The sequence below is a fragment of the Saliphagus sp. GCM10025334 genome, assembly GCF_042663485.1.
GTDB lineage: Archaea > Halobacteriota > Halobacteria > Halobacteriales > Natrialbaceae > Natronosalvus.
Map to the genome: position 1 here is coordinate 391,710 of NZ_JBHTAF010000003.1, position 20,029 is coordinate 411,738.

At 65.6% G+C, this 20,029-nt stretch carries 17 protein-coding genes; 7 read left to right on the forward strand and 10 right to left on the reverse strand.

Features of this window, described 5'->3' with window-relative positions; translation table 11 throughout:
- Positions 1-76: 76 nt before the first annotated feature.
- Positions 77-775 carry a haloacid dehalogenase type II gene (locus tag ACFQO4_RS14185; RefSeq protein WP_500261530.1) on the reverse strand — a complete coding sequence of 233 codons (699 nt, stop codon included), beginning with the start codon at positions 773-775 and terminating at the stop codon, positions 77-79.
- 202 nt (positions 776-977) lie between these two features.
- A complete protein-coding gene (locus ACFQO4_RS14190) occupies positions 978-1,412 on the reverse strand; it encodes a winged helix-turn-helix domain-containing protein (protein WP_500261531.1) in 435 nt (144 codons plus the stop codon).
- A gap of 217 nt (positions 1,413-1,629) precedes the next feature.
- On the opposite strand from ACFQO4_RS14190, the gene ACFQO4_RS14195 reads away from it, so the two are divergent.
- The 3 genes from ACFQO4_RS14195 to ACFQO4_RS14205 all read left to right on the forward strand — a co-directional run bounded on the left by ACFQO4_RS14195 (position 1,630) and on the right by ACFQO4_RS14205 (position 5,817).
- Positions 1,630-2,199, forward strand: coding sequence for a DUF8170 family protein (locus ACFQO4_RS14195; RefSeq protein ID WP_500261532.1), 570 nt, complete (start codon positions 1,630-1,632; stop codon positions 2,197-2,199).
- A gap of 51 nt (positions 2,200-2,250) precedes the next feature.
- Positions 2,251-3,006 (forward strand): helix-turn-helix domain-containing protein, encoded by a 756-nt coding sequence (locus tag ACFQO4_RS14200; RefSeq protein ID WP_500261533.1) that lies wholly within the window; start codon positions 2,251-2,253, stop codon positions 3,004-3,006.
- Positions 3,007-3,168: 162 nt separating this feature from the next.
- Entirely contained in the window at positions 3,169-5,817 is a 2,649-nt protein-coding gene (locus tag ACFQO4_RS14205) for a heavy metal translocating P-type ATPase (protein ID WP_500261534.1), read from the forward strand.
- 9 nt (positions 5,818-5,826) lie between these two features.
- On the opposite strand, the gene ACFQO4_RS14210 is transcribed toward ACFQO4_RS14205, so the two are convergent.
- The 3 genes from ACFQO4_RS14210 to ACFQO4_RS14220 all read right to left on the reverse strand — a co-directional run bounded on the left by ACFQO4_RS14210 (position 5,827) and on the right by ACFQO4_RS14220 (position 9,326).
- Entirely contained in the window at positions 5,827-6,375 is a 549-nt protein-coding gene (locus tag ACFQO4_RS14210; protein ID WP_500261535.1) for a metal-dependent hydrolase, read from the reverse strand.
- A 70-nt stretch (positions 6,376-6,445) separates the two neighbouring features.
- Entirely contained in the window at positions 6,446-8,521 is a 2,076-nt protein-coding gene (locus tag ACFQO4_RS14215; RefSeq protein WP_500261536.1) for an LVIVD repeat-containing protein, read from the reverse strand.
- A gap of 202 nt (positions 8,522-8,723) precedes the next feature.
- The gene (locus ACFQO4_RS14220; protein ID WP_500261537.1) at positions 8,724-9,326 is read right to left on the reverse strand and encodes a DNA-3-methyladenine glycosylase family protein; all 603 of its coding nucleotides are present in this window, start codon (positions 9,324-9,326) and stop codon (positions 8,724-8,726) included.
- Between the two features lie 286 nt (positions 9,327-9,612).
- Here ACFQO4_RS14220 and ACFQO4_RS14225 point away from each other — a divergent pair, with 286 nt between their 5' ends.
- The gene (locus ACFQO4_RS14225; RefSeq protein WP_500261538.1) at positions 9,613-10,410 is read left to right on the forward strand and encodes a DUF8593 domain-containing protein; all 798 of its coding nucleotides are present in this window, start codon (positions 9,613-9,615) and stop codon (positions 10,408-10,410) included.
- Positions 10,411-10,494: 84 nt separating this feature from the next.
- Here ACFQO4_RS14225 and ACFQO4_RS14230 read toward each other — a convergent pair whose 3' ends face one another.
- The 3 genes from ACFQO4_RS14230 to ACFQO4_RS14240 form a co-directional block, all read right to left on the reverse strand.
- Positions 10,495-11,850: an ATP-grasp domain-containing protein gene (locus tag ACFQO4_RS14230; protein ID WP_500261539.1), complete on the reverse strand. Its 1,356-nt coding sequence runs from the start codon at positions 11,848-11,850 to the stop codon at positions 10,495-10,497.
- 111 nt (positions 11,851-11,961) lie between these two features.
- A complete protein-coding gene (locus tag ACFQO4_RS14235; RefSeq protein ID WP_500261540.1) occupies positions 11,962-12,921 on the reverse strand; it encodes a zinc-dependent metalloprotease in 960 nt (319 codons plus the stop codon).
- 182 nt (positions 12,922-13,103) lie between these two features.
- A complete protein-coding gene (locus ACFQO4_RS14240; RefSeq protein ID WP_500261541.1) occupies positions 13,104-13,433 on the reverse strand; it encodes a hypothetical protein in 330 nt (109 codons plus the stop codon).
- Between the two features lie 143 nt (positions 13,434-13,576).
- On the opposite strand from ACFQO4_RS14240, the gene ACFQO4_RS14245 reads away from it, so the two are divergent.
- The gene (locus ACFQO4_RS14245; protein ID WP_500261542.1) at positions 13,577-14,635 is read left to right on the forward strand and encodes a M20/M25/M40 family metallo-hydrolase; all 1,059 of its coding nucleotides are present in this window, start codon (positions 13,577-13,579) and stop codon (positions 14,633-14,635) included.
- Between the two features lie 341 nt (positions 14,636-14,976).
- On the opposite strand, the gene ACFQO4_RS14250 is transcribed toward ACFQO4_RS14245, so the two are convergent.
- Positions 14,977-16,272 carry an alpha/beta fold hydrolase gene (locus ACFQO4_RS14250; RefSeq protein ID WP_500261543.1) on the reverse strand — a complete coding sequence of 432 codons (1,296 nt, stop codon included), beginning with the start codon at positions 16,270-16,272 and terminating at the stop codon, positions 14,977-14,979.
- 134 nt (positions 16,273-16,406) lie between these two features.
- Here ACFQO4_RS14250 and gatB point away from each other — a divergent pair, with 134 nt between their 5' ends.
- Positions 16,407-17,891, forward strand: a complete 1,485-nt coding sequence (gatB, locus tag ACFQO4_RS14255) for an Asp-tRNA(Asn)/Glu-tRNA(Gln) amidotransferase subunit GatB (RefSeq protein ID WP_500261544.1) — start codon at positions 16,407-16,409, stop codon at positions 17,889-17,891.
- A 388-nt stretch (positions 17,892-18,279) separates the two neighbouring features.
- On the opposite strand, the gene ACFQO4_RS14260 is transcribed toward gatB, so the two are convergent.
- A complete protein-coding gene (locus ACFQO4_RS14260) occupies positions 18,280-19,254 on the reverse strand; it encodes a sensor histidine kinase (protein WP_500261545.1) in 975 nt (324 codons plus the stop codon).
- Positions 19,255-19,492: 238 nt separating this feature from the next.
- On the opposite strand from ACFQO4_RS14260, the gene ACFQO4_RS14265 reads away from it, so the two are divergent.
- On the forward strand, positions 19,493-20,014 hold the full coding sequence (locus tag ACFQO4_RS14265; protein WP_500261546.1) for an SRPBCC family protein: 522 nt from the start codon (positions 19,493-19,495) through the stop codon (positions 20,012-20,014).
- Positions 20,015-20,029: the final 15 nt, after the last annotated feature.

The following is a 20,029-nucleotide window of genomic DNA, read 5'->3' on the forward strand; positions in this document are numbered from 1 at the left end:
TAGTGCTTGGGCTTGCTTCCGCACGGGAGGGGACGACCGGAGTCGACGGGGACGAGAGCGGACGAGTTCTTTGAAGTTACGCCTTCTCGAGTTCGGCCGCGAGGTCGTGGATCGTCTCGATCGTCAGGTCGGGTTCGACGTCGTACGGGCCCCAGAGCGTGTCCTGTCGATTGATCCAAACACCCTGCATCCCGGCGTTCATCGCGCCCGGAACGTCCCACCAGCCCGCGCCGACGAACGCGACCGACTCGACCGAGACGTCGATTCGGTCGGCGGCGTGGCGATACAGTTCTGATTCCGGCTTGAACTGCTCGACCTCGTCCGCGCTGATCGTGTCGACGAGCAGGTTCTCCAGATCGGCGTGATCGACCAGCGACTCGAGCATCGCCTCGTTGCCGTTCGAGACGACGTAACAGTCGTACCCGAGGTCGCGAACGCGCTCGATCCCGTCGCGAACGTCGTCGAACACGGGCAGTTCGTGGTACGTCGAGAGCACGTCCTCGCGCTCGTCTTCCTCGAGGTCGACGCCGACCGTCTCGAGCGCGAATCGCAGGGCGTGGCGGTTCATCGCGTAGAACGTGTCGTACTCACCGATGGCGTTGCCGACCATCGCGTATGCTAGCGAGCGCTGGCGCCAGATCGTCGCGACGAGGGCCGGATCGGACTGCTCGAGGTGGGGCTCGAGGGCGTCGGCGACCCCCGAGACGTCCACGAGCGTGCCGTACGAATCGAACGCGACCGACTCGACCGCGTCGGGATCGAAGGACGAGGACATACCGTTCGATTCGCGGCCGACGTCGAAATAGCTTGGCTGGTCTGGTCGGCCACCGAACCTCTCGCCTGCGCCCCGTGCGACGACGCGAGCGGACGGTCACTTCGAGTCGGCAGCGCCCCTCGCGTGCCGAAGAGCGTGTACTGTGGCTCGCTGGACGGACCAAATCAGTCAGAGAGGTCGAAGCACTCGTCGCCGATCGTGGCTACGCGTCCGTCACGCGCTCGAGTTCCTCGGCCGCCCGGATCTCGGGTGGCTTCTCGAGGCGTTCGTCGACCGCCTTCCAGACCGGTTGCTCCTCGAGGAGGCCGTGGCGCTCGAGCAGGTCGTAGCCCTCGTCGGTCAATCCGTAGAACGTCGACGGGAGGTCCCGTTTCCGCTCGCCTTTCGGGAGCGTGATCTTCTCGACGACGCCGGCCTCGACCAGCTCCTGGAGGTGGTACTCGATGGTGCTCCGTTTGACGTCCGGATTGCGGTAGTCGAACTCGCGAACGCTGGGAGACTCCTTCGGGTGGCCGAGAATGTCGCTGAGCAGCGCCGCTCGAGTCGGCTGGGTGATGAGCCGTAGTCGGTCCCACTCCGTACTTTCGGCACTTGCGTCCACTGTCGACGGGTCGGGTGCGCGGGCGTCGTGGGACATGGCTATCGATAACTACGTCGACCGCCGGTTTAATCGTTTGGGTCCGAACTGTGACAGTCGTAACTGTACTGGTTGTAGCTGTACTGGTTATAACTGAAACGATTATAACTACACTGGTTGTAACTAGAACGATTCTAACTGAATCGATCGCTGTAACGTCGACCGCCGACCGAATCGACACCACTATTCCACGGCATTTCGTCTGATAAATACGACAATGGACGGAGACGATCGACTCGAGGCTGTCGACGACGTGCTCGAGACCCTCGAGACGACGGCCGACCGGTCGCTGACGCCGGAAGACGTGCAGGCCCTGAAGCGGGCCGTCTTCGAGGATCACGACGCGTTTACCCGCGTGCTCTACAGCGACCGATCCTACTTCGTCATCGGGAGCTACGGCGACGAGGAAGAGACGCGACTGGTCGCGGTTCGAGACGTTCTGGACGAGCGTCGGCCCAACGATCACGCGTTTCTGATGAAGGCGGTCCCCGAGTTCACGACGAACTTCGCACTCAAGTTTCACGTACTCGTCCGTCGAGTCGACACTGTCGTCGGCGTCTTCGAACACAATCGCGGCGGCCACGAGTGGGAAGCTGGAGCGCTGTCGCACCCGCCGCTGCGAGAGAAGACGTGGGCACTGAAGCGCGCGTACGAGGATCGAGAGGCCGAGTACGAGGCGTTCGATGCAATGATCGCCCACTTCTTCGAGTTGCTGGACGACGAAGGCCAACTCCTCGAGTGGTCGACCGAATCCGAACTCCGCGAGCGGACGGAGTCGATTCCGTAGTCTCACCGTCCCGCAGGAACCCTTTTTGTCCGCTGCCCCTTACTCCCGCCAATGAGAGAGTTCGTCTTCGCCCTCGAGTACGACCCCGGGACCAACCCCGTGGCGGACGTACTCGCGGACCACCCCGACGCGCGGATTCGGTCGCTGTCGTGTCACGTCACCCCCGACAGTCTCTGGCGGGTCGACCACGCGACCGGGCCGACCGAGGCCCTCGAGGCTCTCGAGGCCGCCTACCAGGACGCCGCCTACTTCGCGGACTGCCTCGTCAGGGACGACTGCGGAGCCTCCTGTGAGACCCAGGTGCTCGACCGCTCGAGCGACACGCGCATCGTCTACACGTTCTGGGAGCGGACGGAGGAGTGTACCTCGGTTCCTCACCTGGCGCTCGAGCACTTCGGGCCCGGGCTGCTGTTCGAGACCGACCGCGAGGGCCGGCGCCACCGCTGGCGGATCGTCCTCGGCGACGAGGCGCCGATCCACGACTTCTTCGACGCGCTCGACGCCGAGGTCGGCGAGTGTACCGGGATCGAGATGCTGCGCCTGACCGACGTGGACCCCGACCGCTCGCTCGATGCCAGCCCCGACGACGGGCTGGGACTATCAAGCGACCAGCTCGAGGCCCTCCGGGCGGCGGTCGAGGCCGGGTACTACGAGACCCCTCGCGCGGTCGAACTTTCGGAGCTGGCCGAGGCCCTCGAGATCCCGCGCTCGACGCTCTCCTATCGCCTCCGTCGGGCCGAGGCCGCCCTCGCGCAGTCGGTGGTCGCGAGCGACGACTCGCTCGAGGCCGTGCTGGCCGCTCGATAGCCGGTCGTTGAGGGAGCTGTCGCCTGCATTTTATTGCGGTTGGTCCCCGTCGTGACGTGCAGTCGACCCGGGTCGCAACGTGGGGTCGACCCACGCCGGCCGAACCAGAAGTTGGCGTGCGCCAAATAAGCGGTATAGGTGCCGGGACCGTACTCGCCAGTAATGAGTGATCGAGCCGTCGATGGCACCCGAACAGCCGAACTCGAGGTGCGGGTGCCGGAGATGGACTGTTCGTCGTGTGCGACGAAAATCGAACGGAGCCTGAAGGGAGTCGACGGCATCGCCGAGATCGATCCCGCCGTCGCCAGCGGCCGCCTCCTCGTGCGCTACGACCCGGACCGAACCGACGAGAGCGAGATTCGCGCACGAATCGAGGGCGTCGGCTACGACGTGGTGGTGTCGACCCGCCGAGACGACGGCGATCACACCGACCGGAACGGCGAACGAGCCTACGCGGTCCCGGGGATGGACTGTACCTCGTGTGCCAGCAAGGTCGAGCGAGCGCTCGCGGACCTCGAGGACCTGGAGTCGGTCGAGACACTCCCTGGATCGGGGCGCGTGACGGTGACGGTAGCCGACGCAGGTACCTCAAAGTCGGGCACCCAGTCGGCGTCCGACGTCGACGAAACCGTCGTCGCCGCGATCGAAGGCGCCGGCTACGACGCTCGCCCGCTCTCGAGTGACGACGGGAGCCCCGAGTACGAGGAGTCGACGCCGATCTGGCGAACCCGACGAGCCCTGACGACGGCGATCGGCGCCGTGTTCCTCGCGGTCGGGATGGTGCTGGCGTTCGTCCTCACGAGTGCGAACCCGATCGTCGCTACCGTGGTGGGTCGGGAGTTCGCCATCTCCCACCTGCTGTTCATCGCGGGGGCGGCCGTCGCCGGGACGCCGGTGCTGCGAAGCGGCTACTACTCCCTTCGGGCGCGGAGCCTCGACATCGACTTCCTGATGAGCGCCGGGATCCTGGCCAGCGTCGCGGCCCACCACCCCTTCGAGGGGGCGATGCTCGCCGTCCTGTTCAGCGTCGCGGAGTTGCTCGAGCGGTTCTCGATGGACCGTGCCCGCGACTCCCTGCGGGAGTTGATGGAACTCTCGCCGGAGACAGCGACCGTCAAGCGCGCGGACGGCGAAGAGGAGACCGTCCCCGCGGACCTCCTCGAGCCGGGAGACACCGTCGTCGTCCGGCCTGGCGAGAAGATTCCCGCCGATGGCGTCGTCCGCGCGGGCACCAGCGCGGTCGACCAGTCGCCGATCACCGGCGAGAGCGTCCCCGTCGACCGCTCGAGCGGCGACGAGGTCTACGCGGGGACGATCGTCGAGTCAGGCTACCTCGAGGTCGAAGTCACGAGCACGGCGGGCGAGTCCACGATCGCCCGGATCGTCGATCTCGTCGCCGACGCCGAGCGCGAACGGACGAACCGCGAGCGGATGGTCGACCGGTTCGCGTCCGTCTACACGCCGATCGTCGTCGTTTCGGCGGTCGCGCTGGCAGTTGGACCGCCGCTGCTCGTCGGCGCCAACTGGAACACGTGGTTCCTCCGGGGGCTCACCCTGCTGGTGATCGCCTGTCCCTGCGCGTTCGTCATTTCGACGCCCGTCAGCGTCGTCTCGGGAATCACGAGCGCCGCGAAAAACGGCGTGCTGATCAAGGGCGGTCGGTACCTCGAGGCGGTAGGCGAGAGTGACGTCCTCGCCGTCGACAAGACGGGGACGCTGACCACCGGCGAGCTCTCGGTGACCGACGTGGTCGCCCTAGAGGGAGCCGACGAGGCCGACGTGCTGGCCAGAGCAGCGGCCCTGGAACGGCGGAGCGAGCACCCGGTCGGCGAGGCCATCGTCGGCTACGCGGACGAGCGGGGGATCGACGGGAGCGCCGACGCGACGGTGACAGGCTTCGAGGCGCTCACCGGCCGCGGCGTCCGGGGCGACCTCGACGGCGAGCGCCACTACGTCGGCAAGCCGGACCTGTTCGACGGCCTGGGGCTGGACCTTGAGCACACGCACGTACGTACCGACGGTGGGTCCGGGGCCAAGGCCGAGGCCGAGGATAGGACCGGGGACCTCTCGCTCGCCGATATTTCGGGAACCGTCGACGCCCAACCCCAGTGTAGCCGCGAGGACTGCCTCGACCTCCTGCAAACGGTGGTCCCCCGACTCGAGTCCGAGGGAAAGACGGTCGTGCTGGTCGGCACCGACGACCGCCTCCTGGGGCTGGTCGCCGTCGCGGACCGGGTTCGTCCTGAGGCCGCGTGGGCCGTTTCGAAACTCCAGGAGCAGGGCGTTCGCGTCGTCATGCTCACCGGCGACAACGAGGGAACCGCCCGCGCCATCGCCGAAGCGGTCGGCATCGACGAGTACCACGCAGAGCTGCTCCCAGAGGAGAAACTCGAGGCAATTCGAGAGCTCGAGGGAGGCGATTCGTCAGGTGCCGAAAGAACCGTCGCGATGGTCGGCGACGGCATCAACGACGCCCCCGCCCTGGCCACCGCAAGCGTCGGCATCGCGATGGGGGCCGCCGGGACCGACACCGCCCTCGAGACCGCCGACGTGGCCCTGATGGGCGACGACCTCACCCGACTGCCGTACCTCTACCGGCTCTCGGGAACGGCCAACGGCGTGATCCGTCAGAACATCGGGTCGAGCCTCGCCGTCAAGGCGGTGCTGGCTGCGGGGGCCCCGTTCGGGCTGGTGACGATCATCCACGCCGTCGTGATCGGCGACATGGGGATGAGCCTCGCCGTGACGGGCAACGCCATGCGACTCTCGCGAGTGGAACCGGAGACGCCAGACGACGCTTCGTCCGCCTGAACCGGCCGATTATCCACGTTCGCGTAGTCGACCAATGGCGGTCCCAGCGACTCCGACGCCCGGCCGCCCGTCGATCCACCAAAGCACGATGCCGGCGACCAGGATGACCGCCTCGAGCCACAGCGTCGTCGCCTCGAGACCCGCGACGGCACCGAGGCCGAGGGGCTTGACTCCCGTGTACGCCGGCATGTGGGTCACCGGCCATAGCAGGAACCCCAGTTCCGCGTAGTCCCCGGACAACACGTGCCAGGGGAGATCCGCGAGAACGTGCGAGCCGTACCCGATAGCGACGGCGACCCCGAGGTCCCGCCGATCGGCTCGAGCAGCGAGGATCCAGGCGACGGCCACGACCGGAACGGCGAACAGGAGGGAGTGACCGACCGTTCGACCGACCTCGACGACGCCCGCGGCGGCCAACGGCTTGTCGAGCAGGTCGGCGAGGCCAGCCGTGAGGACGGCGACGAGCGCCGGTTCGTCGCGCGGTGGCTCACCGTGGCTCCACCGTGCGTACGCTGCGTAACAGAGGTAGCCGACGACGGGGTGGACGACGGGCTGCACGTATCGACCTTCTCCGCGACCGTTCAAAGAATGTGGCCGTCTCCGATGGGTCGATCCACCCGATGTCCGATCAGGTCTCGAGTCCGACCACCGTCGAGATGTCGACTTCGCCATTCGCCTTCCGCCAGAGGCGGTTGTTCGCCGAAACGCCGCCACCGTAGTCCGCTTCGACGATCGGTCGGGCGTACTCGAGCGGGCCGACGGCGTAGCTGTCCGTCGCGTCGTCGGGGACCTCGACGTAGTATCGAAGCGTGCCCTCCTCGACGGTGTCGTCGAAGGTTACGACCTTTCGATAGCCGTCGAGTACCTCGACGGTCACGTCGCCGGCGACGACCTCCCAGTCGACGGGGATCCGATCCCGAACGCGGACGGGTTCGTCGGCGTCCACGTGAACGCGAACCTGGCTCGTCTGGCCGGCGGTGAACAGCGAGGCGTCGGCCTCCCGGTCGATCTCGAGGTCGATCGGCGTGTCGCCGCCCACCTCGATACCGTCGTGGGCGATCGCCTGGGGTCCCGCGTTGATCCCGCCCGAGAAGGTGACGCCGTTACGAATCACGGCGGACCAGTGAAACGGCGTTCCAGTGGTCAGATCCGCGAGCGTCGCGTCCTCGGGTACGTCGGGACCGACGCGAGAGTAGCCGGTCTCCTCGAGAGCGAAGTCGTCGGTAATCTGCAGGAACCGGGTTCCGGCGTGATAGTGGCCCGCCACGACGGTGCCGTCGGTGTCGATGTCGAAGTTGTGCGCGCTCAGGTTGAAATCGTCGAACCCCTCGTAGGTCCAGTCGTCGTCGGCGGCTTCGTGTTCGAAACCTGATGTCTCTTCGAACGTCTGGTCAGTCGACTCGAAGAGGATCCAGTGGTCGAGTTCGGTAGTCGGTCCATCGTCTTCGACGGCGTCGCCGTACATGTCGAACGCTTCCCTGCTCGCGGGTTCGACACCGTCCTCGAGGAGCGTCGTCGAAATGCCGAGGTAGACGGGATCGGCGTCGCCATCGATCACCGCGTCGAGCGGGTCGGCGTCGACGAGGTAGTAGTGCCCGGATTCGCCGTCGGTACGGACGTACCCCTGGTCCTCGTGACTCGCGGGCGTCTCGTGACCCGCGACGAACACGCGCTTGCCGCCGAGGAGCGTCGGCGCGGGGACGGCGTGGTGCGCGCGGTCCATCTCGAAGACGCCCAGTTCCTCGAGGTCCGTCGGATCGCTCGCGTCGAGGATCCGCACGCCGGCGTTCCAGTTGGCGTCGTAGAGGACCGGGATCCCGTATCGAGGATCGTCCTGCACGACGACGTCGTGGGTGTAGTAGGCCCCGCCCTCGGTGCCGGTTTCGGGTTCACCGAGTTCGCTGTCGTAGTTCCACCAGTTGACGTGCTCGATCGTGCCGAGGTCGCGGTCGAACTCGAAGACGTTGATCCCGCCGGTGACGCCGTCCTCGCCGTGGGCGGTGAAGACGTACTCGCGGCCGCCGATCTGGTGGTACCAGGCGTTGTGGGGGCCGAGCACCCACACCGACAGCGTCGTCTGAGTGACGAGTTCCGGATTCCCCGGATCGGAGACGTCGACGACCTCGAGGGCCGCGCCGTCGGCCCCGCCGTCGTGGTCGTCCGTCCCGGTCGAGCCGTCGGACTCGTCGAATAGCGCGTTGACCGGTTGTTTCGAGCAGAACGCGTACTGCCCATCGTCGCTGAGTTTGACGTCCATCACCGCCGCCGCGTCGTTCTCGTTCCGGTAAAAGGCCAGACAGCCGATTTCGGCCGTCTCGAGGTCGTCACGGGATTCGGCGCGCGTGAAGTCGCTCACGTCGAATATCGCCAGCCCCCTGTCGGGCGTCTCGTCTCGCGAGGAGAAGACGGACGCGAACGCCAGGTCGTCGTGGACCCGGAATTCGCTGAATCCGCCGTAGTGAGGATCCGCTGGCTGTCCGGAGAGGGAAGCCGGCCCGACGCCGCCAGCGCTGTGGTAGCCGACGACCGCGGTGTTCGCCGCCGCGTCCCGTTGCTCGCCGTCGAACTGCTCGCCGGTGCCCCCGTTGGTCGACTCCTTGTGCGCCCCCGCGGTTCCGCCGACTGCGGCGACGCCCATCGCCCCGGCAGCCGCTCGGAGTACCGCTCGTCTGGTCTCGCTCTCGAGTGTGTCACGTGCTGGCATCGTATCCCTGCGACCCGTGGTACCATGGAACGCCTTTAGTGCGTTTTGACAAACGCGTCAACACCTTTCGCCGAACGGTGATCCGCCTCGATTTTGCGGACCTATCACTCCATCTATTGTAGTTATTCACTTCGAATAATATAGCTAGTCGTTCCGTCACGTCCTCGAGCGCCCGCCGATCGCGCCAGTTCGCCAACTCCAGTTAGTCGTCCGATTCGTAGTCCGCCCAGATGTACCGTGTCGCCAGACTCCGATGGGGTCGCCACGGTTCGGCGATTTCGCGCATTTTCGCTCGAGAGAGTTCCTCCCCGCCGTTGTACAACGCTTCGATTCCCCGTCGGACGGCGAGGTCGCCGAGCGGGAGCACGTCGGGGCGCTCCAGGACGAACAGGAGGTACATGCGGGCCGTCCAGTCACCGACGCCCCGAATCGCGGTCAGTTCCTCGCGCACCTCGTCGTTCGTGTGATCGGCCAGCCCCTCCCTGGTGAGGTCGCGCTCGAGAAACGCCTCGGCGGCGTTTCGGGCGTACTCGACCTTCGACCGGCTCAGTCCCGCCTGGAGCAGCGGTTCGTCCTCGACCTCGAGGACGCGCCTCGGCGTAATCTCCTGGTCCAGGACGTCGAACGTGCGCTCGCGGACGGCCATCGCGGAGGCCGTCGACAACTGCTGGTTGATGATCGAGACGAGGAGCCGTTCGTACTCGCTCATCGAGGAGTCGATCGGCGCGAGGTCGTACCGTTCGACGAGGTCGGCCATGATCGGATCGCGCCGAAGGACGTCTTCGGCTGCTGCCTGCGTCGACATTGACGGAAAGAAGGACGGAGCGGGCAAAAGGTCGTTGCTCGAGGCACTCCGGCCAATCCGTCTCCCGTTTCCCGCGAAAGCTACGGTTACTCGCCGTCTTGTCCCCCTCCCCCGCTCGTAATCGAACGCTGTGCGCAGATCGGCCGACTGAGCCATCCTATTTGCCGCTTGAAGACGAACTGAGACGACGAAATGGAGACCGACGCGGCGTCGATCACGGGGCAATCGCCGCCTGTCGACCGAAACAGTCCGGACGATTTGGGATGGTGGACGACGGCCGGACCGTATGGCCGACGACCACGCGACCGCCTGGGTGACGACCGACCCCGACCGCATCGAACGCTGGGCCGCCGACCGCCACGCCCGCCCCGTCGTCGTCGAGGAGGGCGGCGAGCGGACGTACACCTTCGTCCACCGGGAGAACGTTTCGCCAAACGGGAACCACCGCGAACTCGAGTGGGGCGCCTTCGCGGACGTCCTCGATCGGTACGACCTGGCGTTCGTCCACCTCGAGGACGACCCGAACCCGCAGGAGGTCGGGTACTTCGCGCTCACGTCTCGAGCGCGCGTCGCTCGACGAACCGGCATCGATCGACCGGCGCTCGAGCAGGCACTCGCCGACGAGGAGGCGCTAAAGATCGAGATCGATCCCGCAGAACCCGCTGGCGGAGAGTACCAGGACGAAATCGTGCCGATGGGCGGCGGCGCCGAATCGATCGATCACGAGGAGCCGATGGGTGGCGGCGTCGTCGTCCGCGAAGAACAGGCGCCGATGGGCGGCGGCGCGCGCTCGACGCCGCGAGCGGGCCGGCGAACGGAACGCTCGGAGGGCGGTGATCGACTCGGCGAGACCGACGAGGGAAAGCCGGTCGTCGATACCGCGGGGGAACGACTCGGCACCGTCGCCGGCGTCACCGACGAGCACCTTCTCGTCGAATCCGGGGCCGGGCTCGCAGAACGGCTCAGGGCGCGACTCGGCTGGGGACGCCAAGAAGAGGGCTCGGTTTCGATCGACCGTTCGAAGGTTGTAGACGTGACCGACGAATCCGTGATCGTCGCCCCGACGGAGTCGACTCGAGAATGAGTTGGGGCGCTACTCGAGGGTCCTTTTCCGGCGACAACTCGAGGGTCATTTTCCCGCGACTGCGCGAGATTCCCTTACTTTGAGCTACTCGAGGCTCTCTTCTTCCTCCTCCGGGCTATCGGGCACGTCGCCGTCGACGCGCCGACTCACGTCGACCTGGTAGTTCCCGAGGATGTCGCGGCCGAGGATGACCGGGTAGTCCATGTGACTGCGGTCCTCGACGCTCGCGGTGACGGTGTGCTGATTGCCGCCGACGCCGACGACCACGTCGACGACGGGGCGACTCTTCGAAGTCTTACTGCTGCCCGACTTCACCCGCGTGATCGACTTGATCGGGCCGGCGCCGATGTCGGCGGCCAGGCGCGTGTCGATGCTGGTCCGCGTCGCCCCCGTGTCGGACTTGGCGTAGACGGACTTCGACCCGCTGGTTCCAGAGAGGACGACCTCCTCGGTGTAGCCGATGATCGCGGCCTCGCCGTCCGTCGTGGTGAGCCTCTCGGGCATCGCAGAGGGCGTGGAGTCGTCAAGGTTCGCCGAGAGTTCCCAGACGCGCCCGTCGTCGACCTCCCCGCCCGCCCGCTCGATGGCGAGTTTCGCGATGTAGGGGGCCGGGCTGACGTGGGTCGCCTGGTAGAGGCCCTTGAATCCGGCCGTCGGATTGACCTCAAGGACGAACCAGCCGTCGTCCCCCTCGACGATGTCGACGCCAGCGTAGTCGAGGCCAACGATTTGGGCCGAGTCGACGGCGATGTCGGTGACTTCTTCGGGAAGTTCGTCGGTGGCGTCCTCGACCGATCCGCCGACGGCGACGTTCGTCCGCCAGTCGTTGTCGGGCGCGTAGCGGTACATCGCGCCGACGACCTCGTCGCCAACGACGTAGACACGGATGTCGCGGTGGCGCTCCCCGTCGCGGTCGATCAGCTTCTGGAGGAAGGCGTAGCGGTTCCCGACCTTCGAGTTGACGGGGTCGTTGGGGCCGACCTTCCAGGTCCCGCCCCCGTGGGTCCCGATCGCCGTCTTGTAGACCGCCTCCTCGCCGAACCGATCCCGGTTCGCGTTCAATCGCTCAGTGCTGAGCGAGAGGAAGACGTCGGGCACCTGAATGTCGGCCGACGCGAGCGCCGCCGCCGTCGCCAGCTTGTGTGACGCCGTCAACGTGGCCGACGGTTCGTTGAGCATCGGAACCAGCCGACTGAGGGTATCAGCCAGCCCGAGTTCCTCGCAGGGCTGTTCGGTGTTCGAGAGCAGCATTCGGTTCGCGATGACGTCGACGTCGGGCTCGAGGGTGACCGAGCCGTCGTCGACGCTGATCGTCGTGTTCTCCTCGCGAAGCCACGCCGTCTCGTGGCCCAGTTCCTCGACTGCGTTGAGAATCGCCTTCGACTCCTTGCTCGTGTGTAGACTCAGTACCCCCACCGTGACGGAATCGGCGGCTGTCATAATCGACGAAACTCTGGCTGCGCGGAAAAGCGTTATCAGTTCTCGCCGTCCGTGTGAACGGTTCAGCCCGTCGATCCCCTTGGAGAGAAGAACAGTTCGAGGGACCGATGGTTACGCGCGCTCGAGACGACGGACCCAGCGTCCAGGATCGTCGAGTTCCTCGCCGGTCGGCAGGTTGTCCGGATGGTCCCACACCCGACTCGCGAACGCGACGTCTCGAGCGCCGGTAACTCCCTCGAAGAACGACTTGCCGCGCTCGTACTGGCGCTGTTTGAGACCCAGCCCCAACAGGCGCCTGAACAGCCGCTGGATCGGCCCGCGCCCCTGTCGACGGGCGTCGAGTTTCCGCCGGAGGTCTGCGTACTCGTCGTCGAATGCGTGATCCATCAGCAACTCGGCGTAACCCTCGACGACCGTCATCGTGACGTCCAGTTCGCGGAACGCGTCCCGATTGAACGAACCTTCCGCGAGGGCGTCGATGCCTTCCTGCATGCGCGACTCGAGGTGGGTCGACAGCCACGGGGCGGCGCCGAACTCGGCCGCGTGAGTCACCTCGTGGAAGGCGATCCAGCGGCGGAACCGGTCGGAATCCACCTCGAGGACCTCCGCGGCCTTGAGGATGTTCGGACGAACGAAGTACAGCGCGTGGTCCTCGTCGGGTGTCTCCGCGAGCAACAGCGGGTCGTACTGGCCGAGGACGTTTCGTCCGAGAAAGGCGAGCAAGACGGTCATCGTCCCGGTGTTGATCGTCCGGGCCGCGCCGGGAAACGCGCCCAGTTGGGACTCCATGGGCGCCATCACGCGCTCGAAGGTGGCGATGTTGGCGTCGATCCAGTGGTGCCGATTCTGGATCTCGACGATCTCGGGAACGTCGAACTCGAGGCCCGCGGCCTCCTGGACGCCTGCCCGGGCGTCCCGGACGTCGCGAGCGTAGGCGGCTTCCTCGTCGGGCTCGAGGTCGAGCGATCCGGGTTCGGTCGAGGCCTTCGCGGCTTCGGCCGCGGCGCGCCAGTCGACTGCGTCGTCACCGGAAGCGCCGGCGACGGCGCGAACGCTGCGATAGAGATTCACACCTCGAGTAAGCGGACGGGAGCAAAAAGGGTTCTGTCGCGTAGCGGCTCGCGGTCAGTCGATTTCGCTCGAGTGATCGCCGTGTCGGCGGCGACCCGACTCGAGTCGCTGGTGGGCTGGTGATCGATCGAACCGACGAGCGTGTGGATCGATCGAGTCGACGACCGACAAAAGCGGTTCGCCTACGTAACGATGACGTCCGGCTCGTCCTCCGGCTCAACCGTCTCCTCCTCGTCGCCGCCGCGGAACTTCTTGACGGCGACGGCGATGCCGACCAGGACGACGAGCGCGACGACGACGCCGAGGGCGCTTCCCCTGCCGCCGTCGTCGGCCGCGGCTCCGTCCTCGTCCTGGTCGGTCGCGGATTCGAGTTCAGATTCCGATTCCGATTCCGATTCGGTCTCGAGACTTCCCTCGTCGCCAAACGGGAGTTTCTCGCTGAGGCTCCTGGGTCCGAACTGGGTTTCTCCGTCGAGGTGCAACTCGAAGAGGGTGATGTTTTTATCGCCCATACTGAGCCCCACAACGGGCGGTCATTTACCAGTTGTGCTGGTCGTCGCCGTGTGCTGGAGAGTCCGTGGCTACAGCGTCACTCGAGTACCAGACGACACCGGATAGTCAACAGATTCAAACCACGACCCTCCAACCACCCACTATGGAGTCACAGCCACGCGACGTTCTCGTTTCACTCCTCGAGACACCCTCTCCGTCGGGGTACGAAACCCGCGGCCAGCGCGTCTGGATAGACTACGTGTCACAGTTCGCGGACGAGGTCCGGACCGACGCCTACGGCAACGCAATCGCCGTCCACGAGGGCGAGCCCGACGACCTCGAAATCGCCCTGACAGGCCACGCCGACGAGATCGGCTTCATCGTGCGCTCGATCGACGACGACGGCTTCCTCAACGTCGGTCGCATCGGCGGCAGCGACCCCTCCGTCGCCCGCGGCCAGCACGTGACGGTCCACGCCGAGGACGGGCCCGTCGAGGGCGTGATCGGCCAGACCGCGATCCACCTGCGCGAGGACGACGACGAGCCAGAAATTTCGGACCTCTGGATCGACATCGGCGCCGAGGACGAGGAGGAAGCAGCCGAGCGCGTCGCCGTCGGCGATCCGATCACCTTCTCCTCGAGCGTCTCCTGGCTCTCCGAGACCCGACTGGCCGCCCGCGGCATGGACAACCGCGTCGGCACCTGGATCGCCGCCGAGGCGTTCCGCCGCGCCGTCGAGCACGGGACCGACGCCACGGTTTACGCCGTCTCGACCGTCCAGGAAGAGGTGGGAACGAAAGGGGCGAAGATGGTCGGCTTCGACCTCGAGCCGGATGCTGTAATCGTCGTCGACGTCGGTCACGCGGTCGACTATCCCTCTGCACCCAGCGAGAAGACGAGCCAGATGGAACTGGGCGGCGGGCCGGCACTCGGGCGCGGCAGCACCAACCACCCGGTGCTCTTCGACGCCCTCCGGACGGTGGCCGACGAGGAGGAAATCGACGTCCAGGTCGAGGCCCTCGGACTGGGAACCGGCACGGACGCCGACAGCTTCTTCACCGCCGCGGGGGCAATTCCCTCCCAGGTCGTGAGCGTCCCCAACCGATACATGCACACCCCGGTGGAAGTGGTCGATACCGAGGATCTCGAGGACATCGCCGACCTCCTGGGCTCGTTCGCGAGTTCGGCCCACGAGTTCGCGCCGTTTTCGGTGGATCTCTGATCGGCATTGACGTCTCGAGAGAGACGGAAAAGCCGCCCCGTTGGTCGCTCGAGAACCGACCGCAGTATATAAGCAGCGCCGTCGCCTAGCTCGGGTGCGTACCTTTAGTCCCCGACCGAGTAGACCCACATCGGGTGCGATGACCGTTCGGCGAACCCGGGTACGCGACAGCTGTTCGGCGGCTCGCGCCGCCACGACAGGTGGTGGACCTACGACCCACCCGCCCGGCACGAGGGTTAGCCAGCAGACGCGGCACGCCGCCACGGGATGATGCTGGACGTTAGTGTTCCGGGTGCCACTCTACTCTACGGGAGGCATCTCGTGATTGCAGGTTAGATTAGCTATCGTGCGGTGTCGTCGATCCAACCGACGAGATCCGAGACAATGCACTCCGCGACGTTTCCACCGAAGTAGAGGCTCATCGGATTCGCGGGAGCGAACCCCTTCTGAAAGTAGTGATCGAGACCCTCGTAGAACTCGACACGACTCCCATCCGCAAGGTCCACGGCTCGCCACTTCTCGAACTCGTCGTGGAACCACGCGGCGAGTTTCGGTTGTATCTCCTCGTCGGCTCGACCAGCCTTTAAGACGAAGCACGGGAGATCCAAACTGCTCGCCGTACTCGCGGGGTCGTAGTTTCCGACGCTACGGTGCCAGGTCCCCGGCCGTCCCCAGATTGTCTCGTCGTCGTCGTAGTCCCCCTCAGCCAGGCGTCGAACTGTCTCACGTTCGCGCTCGAGTTCGGCCTCCTGGTCCTCGCTGAGGTCGCCGTCCGGTTCGAACTCGTAGCGCAGGATCGCGAGGTCGTCAGGGTCGAGCGTCGAGTCGGCCCGTGCATCGAGAGCGACGACGCCCGCAACGCCACCGTGACGAGCGGCGGTTCTCGGGGCACACATCCCGCCCTGGCTGTGCCCCGCTACGAATACGGCGTCTTCGGCTACCTCGTCGGTCGCAGCGAGTTCGTCTACCGCCGCGATTGCGTCGTCGACGACGACGGTGTCGAGCGTGTAGTTCTCGTCCTCGACGTCGTGTTCCGCGAGCCGCTTCTCGTACCGGAGCGTTGCGATCCCCTGGCTGGCGAGGCTCCACGCGAGGTCTTTGAGAATCTTCGACGCGCCGTCGGTTCCGTCCAGATCATGGATGCCGGCGCCGTGGACGAGCAGAGCGGCCGGGAACGGGCCGGTACCGTCGGGAACCGCGAGGACGCCCTCGAGGTTCACGTCCCCGGCCTCAACAGTCACGTTGCGCTCGCTGAATGCGTTCCTGTCGACGTACTCTGGTACCTCGTACGTGGGGGAGAACGAGAACCCCGTGATGCCGGTGGGGTCGTCGATATCGATACTCGCCCGTTCGGTACCGTCCTCGAATTCGAGTGTGACGTTCGTGCCGGTTTCATCCACGTCCACCTCCACCTCGCCCACACCCTCGAGATCGCCGTACTGAGCATAGAGCCCTAGCCAGTACAGTTCGAGTGCACCCTCGGCGTCCATTGGCTCCTGAAATTCGTCGGGGAACGACTCGACGACCGCCGCTCGACCGTCCGCAGTGAGCAGGTTGGTCGCCTGAGCGAACGACCCGTCCCCAAACCGCGTAACGAACTCACGTACCGTATCCTCGGCGTTTCTCGAGGGAACCATCGTACAAATCGTGATTTGCAGAAGCGAAAATAAATACTTTGACAAGTTCGTGAGACGCTTCTCCGCTTCGAGCGCCGATCCGAGACTGCACCGGGTCCGTTATCCTTTAGCGCCCGCGGGTCAAATCGCCTCCAATGACCGCGCAAACCGTCCAGCAGGGGGACCTCGTCACCGTCATCGGCCTCGAGGTGCACGTCCAGCTGGAGACGAACACCAAGATCTTCTGTGGCTGTTCCACCGACCCCGCCGACGGCCCCAACGAGCACGTCTGTCCCGTCTGTCTGGGCCTCCCTGGCGCCCTGCCCGTCCTGAACGAGGCGGCCGTCGAGGCCGCCGTCAAGATTGGCAAGGCCATCAACGCCGACATCCCCGAGGAGACGCGCTTTCACCGGAAGAACTACTACTACCCCGACCTCCCCAAAAACTTTCAGATTACGCAGTACGACGAGGCGATCTGCCAGGATGGCGAACTCGAGGTCGCCGTCGAGGGCGAGCGCCGCGAAATCACGATCGAACGCGCCCACCTCGAGGAAGACCCGGGGAGCCTCCAGCACGTCGGCGGCAGCATCGACACTGCAGACTACACGCTCGTCGACTACAACCGCGCCGGCACGCCGCTCATGGAGATCGTCACGGCCCCCGACTTCCGGAGCCCTCAAGAGGTTCGGGCCTTCCTCGCGGAACTCGAGGAAGTGCTCGAGTACCTGGGCGTCTTCGACGCCGAACGCGACGGCAGCCTGCGGATCGACGCCAACCTCTCGATCGTCGACGGCGAGGAGGTCGACGGCGACGGCTCGATCGGCCGCGAGGCACTCGAGACGGCCAACCGCACCGAGGTAAAGAACATCTCGAGTCACAAGGGCGCCGAGAAGGCGCTGGCCTACGAGGAGACCCGCCAGAAGAACGCGGTTCGGCGCGGTCGCGAGGTCGAACAGGAGACCCGCCACTGGGACGAGAGCCGCGGGATCACGGTCTCGATGCGCTCGAAGGAAGCCGAGAAGGACTACCGGTACTTCCGGGAGGCCGACCTCCCGCCGCTGCGGGTCTCTCACTGGAAGGACGAGATTACGATTCCGGAACTTCCCAAGGCCCGTCGCGAGCGCTTCGGCGAGGAGTACGGACTGGGCGAGGAGGCGGCCTCGAAGCTCACCTCCACGAAGCAGGTCGCCGATTTCTACGAGGACGTCGCCACGGAGTTCGACCCCGACCTGGCGGCGACCTGGGTCGCCGACGAACTCCTCGGTGAACTCAACTACCGCGACATGTCCGTGACGGATCTCGAGGGACGGCTCGACGAGGTCGCCCGACTGGTCGAACTCGTCGCGACCGACGAGATCACGGCGAAGAACGCGAAGGAGGTCGTCCTCCGCGGGATGCTCGACGACGGCGACGATCCGGACGCGATCGTCGAGCGCGAAGGGCTAGGCAAGACCGACGAGGACGAAGTACAGACCGCCGTCGTCGAGGCCATCGAGGAGAACCCCGATGCAGTGGCCGACTACGAGGCCGGCGAGGGCGGCGCAATCAACTTCCTCGTCGGACAAGTCATGCAGAAGACCGGCGGGAGCGCCGATCCGGGCGACGTCAACGGGTTGCTTCGGGCCGAACTCGAGAACTGAGAAGGACTGAAACGCGGTTCGAGTCCGCTTCGGCGCTGTGGCGGGTCGGGCGGGAATCGGAGCCGGGTTCGTTCTCGATTGATGCAATTCTTGTGTCCCTTCCAAACGTACACGATTGTCTATACGAAACGGGTGAGTAATGGCCTGTTCAGAAGACCCCGTCGTCGTCCGCTGTACACACTGTGAGTTCGTCCACCGGTCGGCGCTGAAGCCCGACTCGTGTCACATCTGCGGCGGAGAGCTGTAAGGCACGCGTGCAACCGTCGTGACGCTACTCACCGGACCGATCACGGCCGCTGACGGCTAGTGCTCGGCTCTCATCGTAACAAAGGGAACCGGATGCCCGAATGCTCGTGCTTTCCAGCACTCTATCCTCGTCTTCCCTCACTCAGTCACTCGAGGGTCGAAATTCGAAGCGCGCACCGCCTTCGTCGCTCTCCGCGAGTGCCACCTCGAGTCCGTGCTCGTCGGCGACTCGTGCGACGATCGTCAGGCCGATACCCGACCCGCTGTATCCCGTAGTAAATCCGTGTTCGAAGATTCGCTCTCGCGTCGACGCGCCGATACCTGAGCCGGTGTCCTCGACGTAAAATCCGTCCGCCAACGGACCGACCCGAACCGTCACGTCCGCCCCACCGTGGCCGATCGCGTTTCGAAACAGGTTCTCGAAGAGCGCCTGTAGCTGTCCATCGTTACCGGTCACGGTGCAGTCGACGACCTCGAGGGTAGCGTCTTTCGTCTCGACCATCGTCCAAGACTCCCGGGCGACCGTCTCGATCGAAACCGGACCGTGGTCGACCGATTGCAAGCCGGGGCGAGCCAGTATCGTCAGGTCGAGGAGGAGATCGTCGATCCGTTCGAGCGCGTCCGAAATGCGATCCAGGCTGTCTTCGTCGCCGGTCTCGCGGTACAACGCGAGTTCGCCGAACGCGATCGATAGCGGATTTCGGAGGTCGTGAGAGACCATGCTCGCGAACTGGTCGAGTCGCTCGTTCTGTCCCTCGAGTTCAGCCGCCGTCTCGCGGGGTTCTGTGACCTCCTGGGTGAGCAAGACGCCGTAAAGCTCGTCCTCGATCGTGACCGGTTTCGTCTCGACGTGGTGAACGCGCCCGTCGTACTCGATATCGAAAGAGCGCGACGTTCCCTCGAGCGTTTCGCAAAGTTGGGGTTCGAGCCGAGAGCCGGTTTCGTCGGGGAAGAGCTCGTCGAGTGATTCACCGACCATCTCGGCCGTCGGTTTTCCTGAAAACGGGAGGGTGCGCGGTCCCACAATCCGGTATCGGAGGGAGTCGTCGAATAGTACCAGGACGCCGTTGGGGACGTTTTCGATGACGTGCCGATGGCCGTCCGATGGCGGTCGCAACCGCTTCGTGTCGGGAGAGGGTTCGGGGGTGATATCACGATATTGGGAGGCATTCGCATAAAAATAGCGGCTGTGGCGTCGTACTCGTCGCGACCGTCGAGAGGCGATTCGTACCGGACGATGGTCGTCTCCGTGCGGCCTGGGGAGGGGGTGGTGGGGTGGAGTACGAAACGCGAGGGCTGTGACACCTCCCAGAACGGTCCGTCACAGTTACGGTCCCGTTCGTGATACTCGAGGTGTGGACCGAATCCTCGTTAGCACGGTCGTCTATCGCTCGCCCGGGGAGGTTTTCCCGTACCTGGCGGACTTCTCGCGGTACCCGCGCTACGCCGACCACCTCGAGTCAGTCACCGTCGATGGCGACGGCGGTCCAGGCACGCGCTACGACCTTCGGCTGGCGTGGTGGAAGCTCAGCTACACGGCGCGATCGGAGGTCACCGACGTTTCGGCGCCGACGTCACTCGAGTGGCGACTGACGAAAGACCTCGACGCCGAGGGCGAGTGGCGCGTCGAGCCCGCGCCTGACGCGGCGCCGCCGGGCGAAGAGACCGCCAGTCGTCTCTACTTCGAGGCCGTCTACGACCCGCACTCGGCCAGCGAGGACGCCGTCTCGCTCCCTCGATTCGTCTCGATGGGGTGGGTAATCGACAAACTACGGCCGCGGCTGATGAACGAGGCCCGTCGCGTCCTCGAGCGCCTGGTCGCGGACGTCGAGGGAGAACGTCGGTCGATTGAGTTGACCGTTCACGAGGGGCCATAGCGGGCTCGAGGCTCC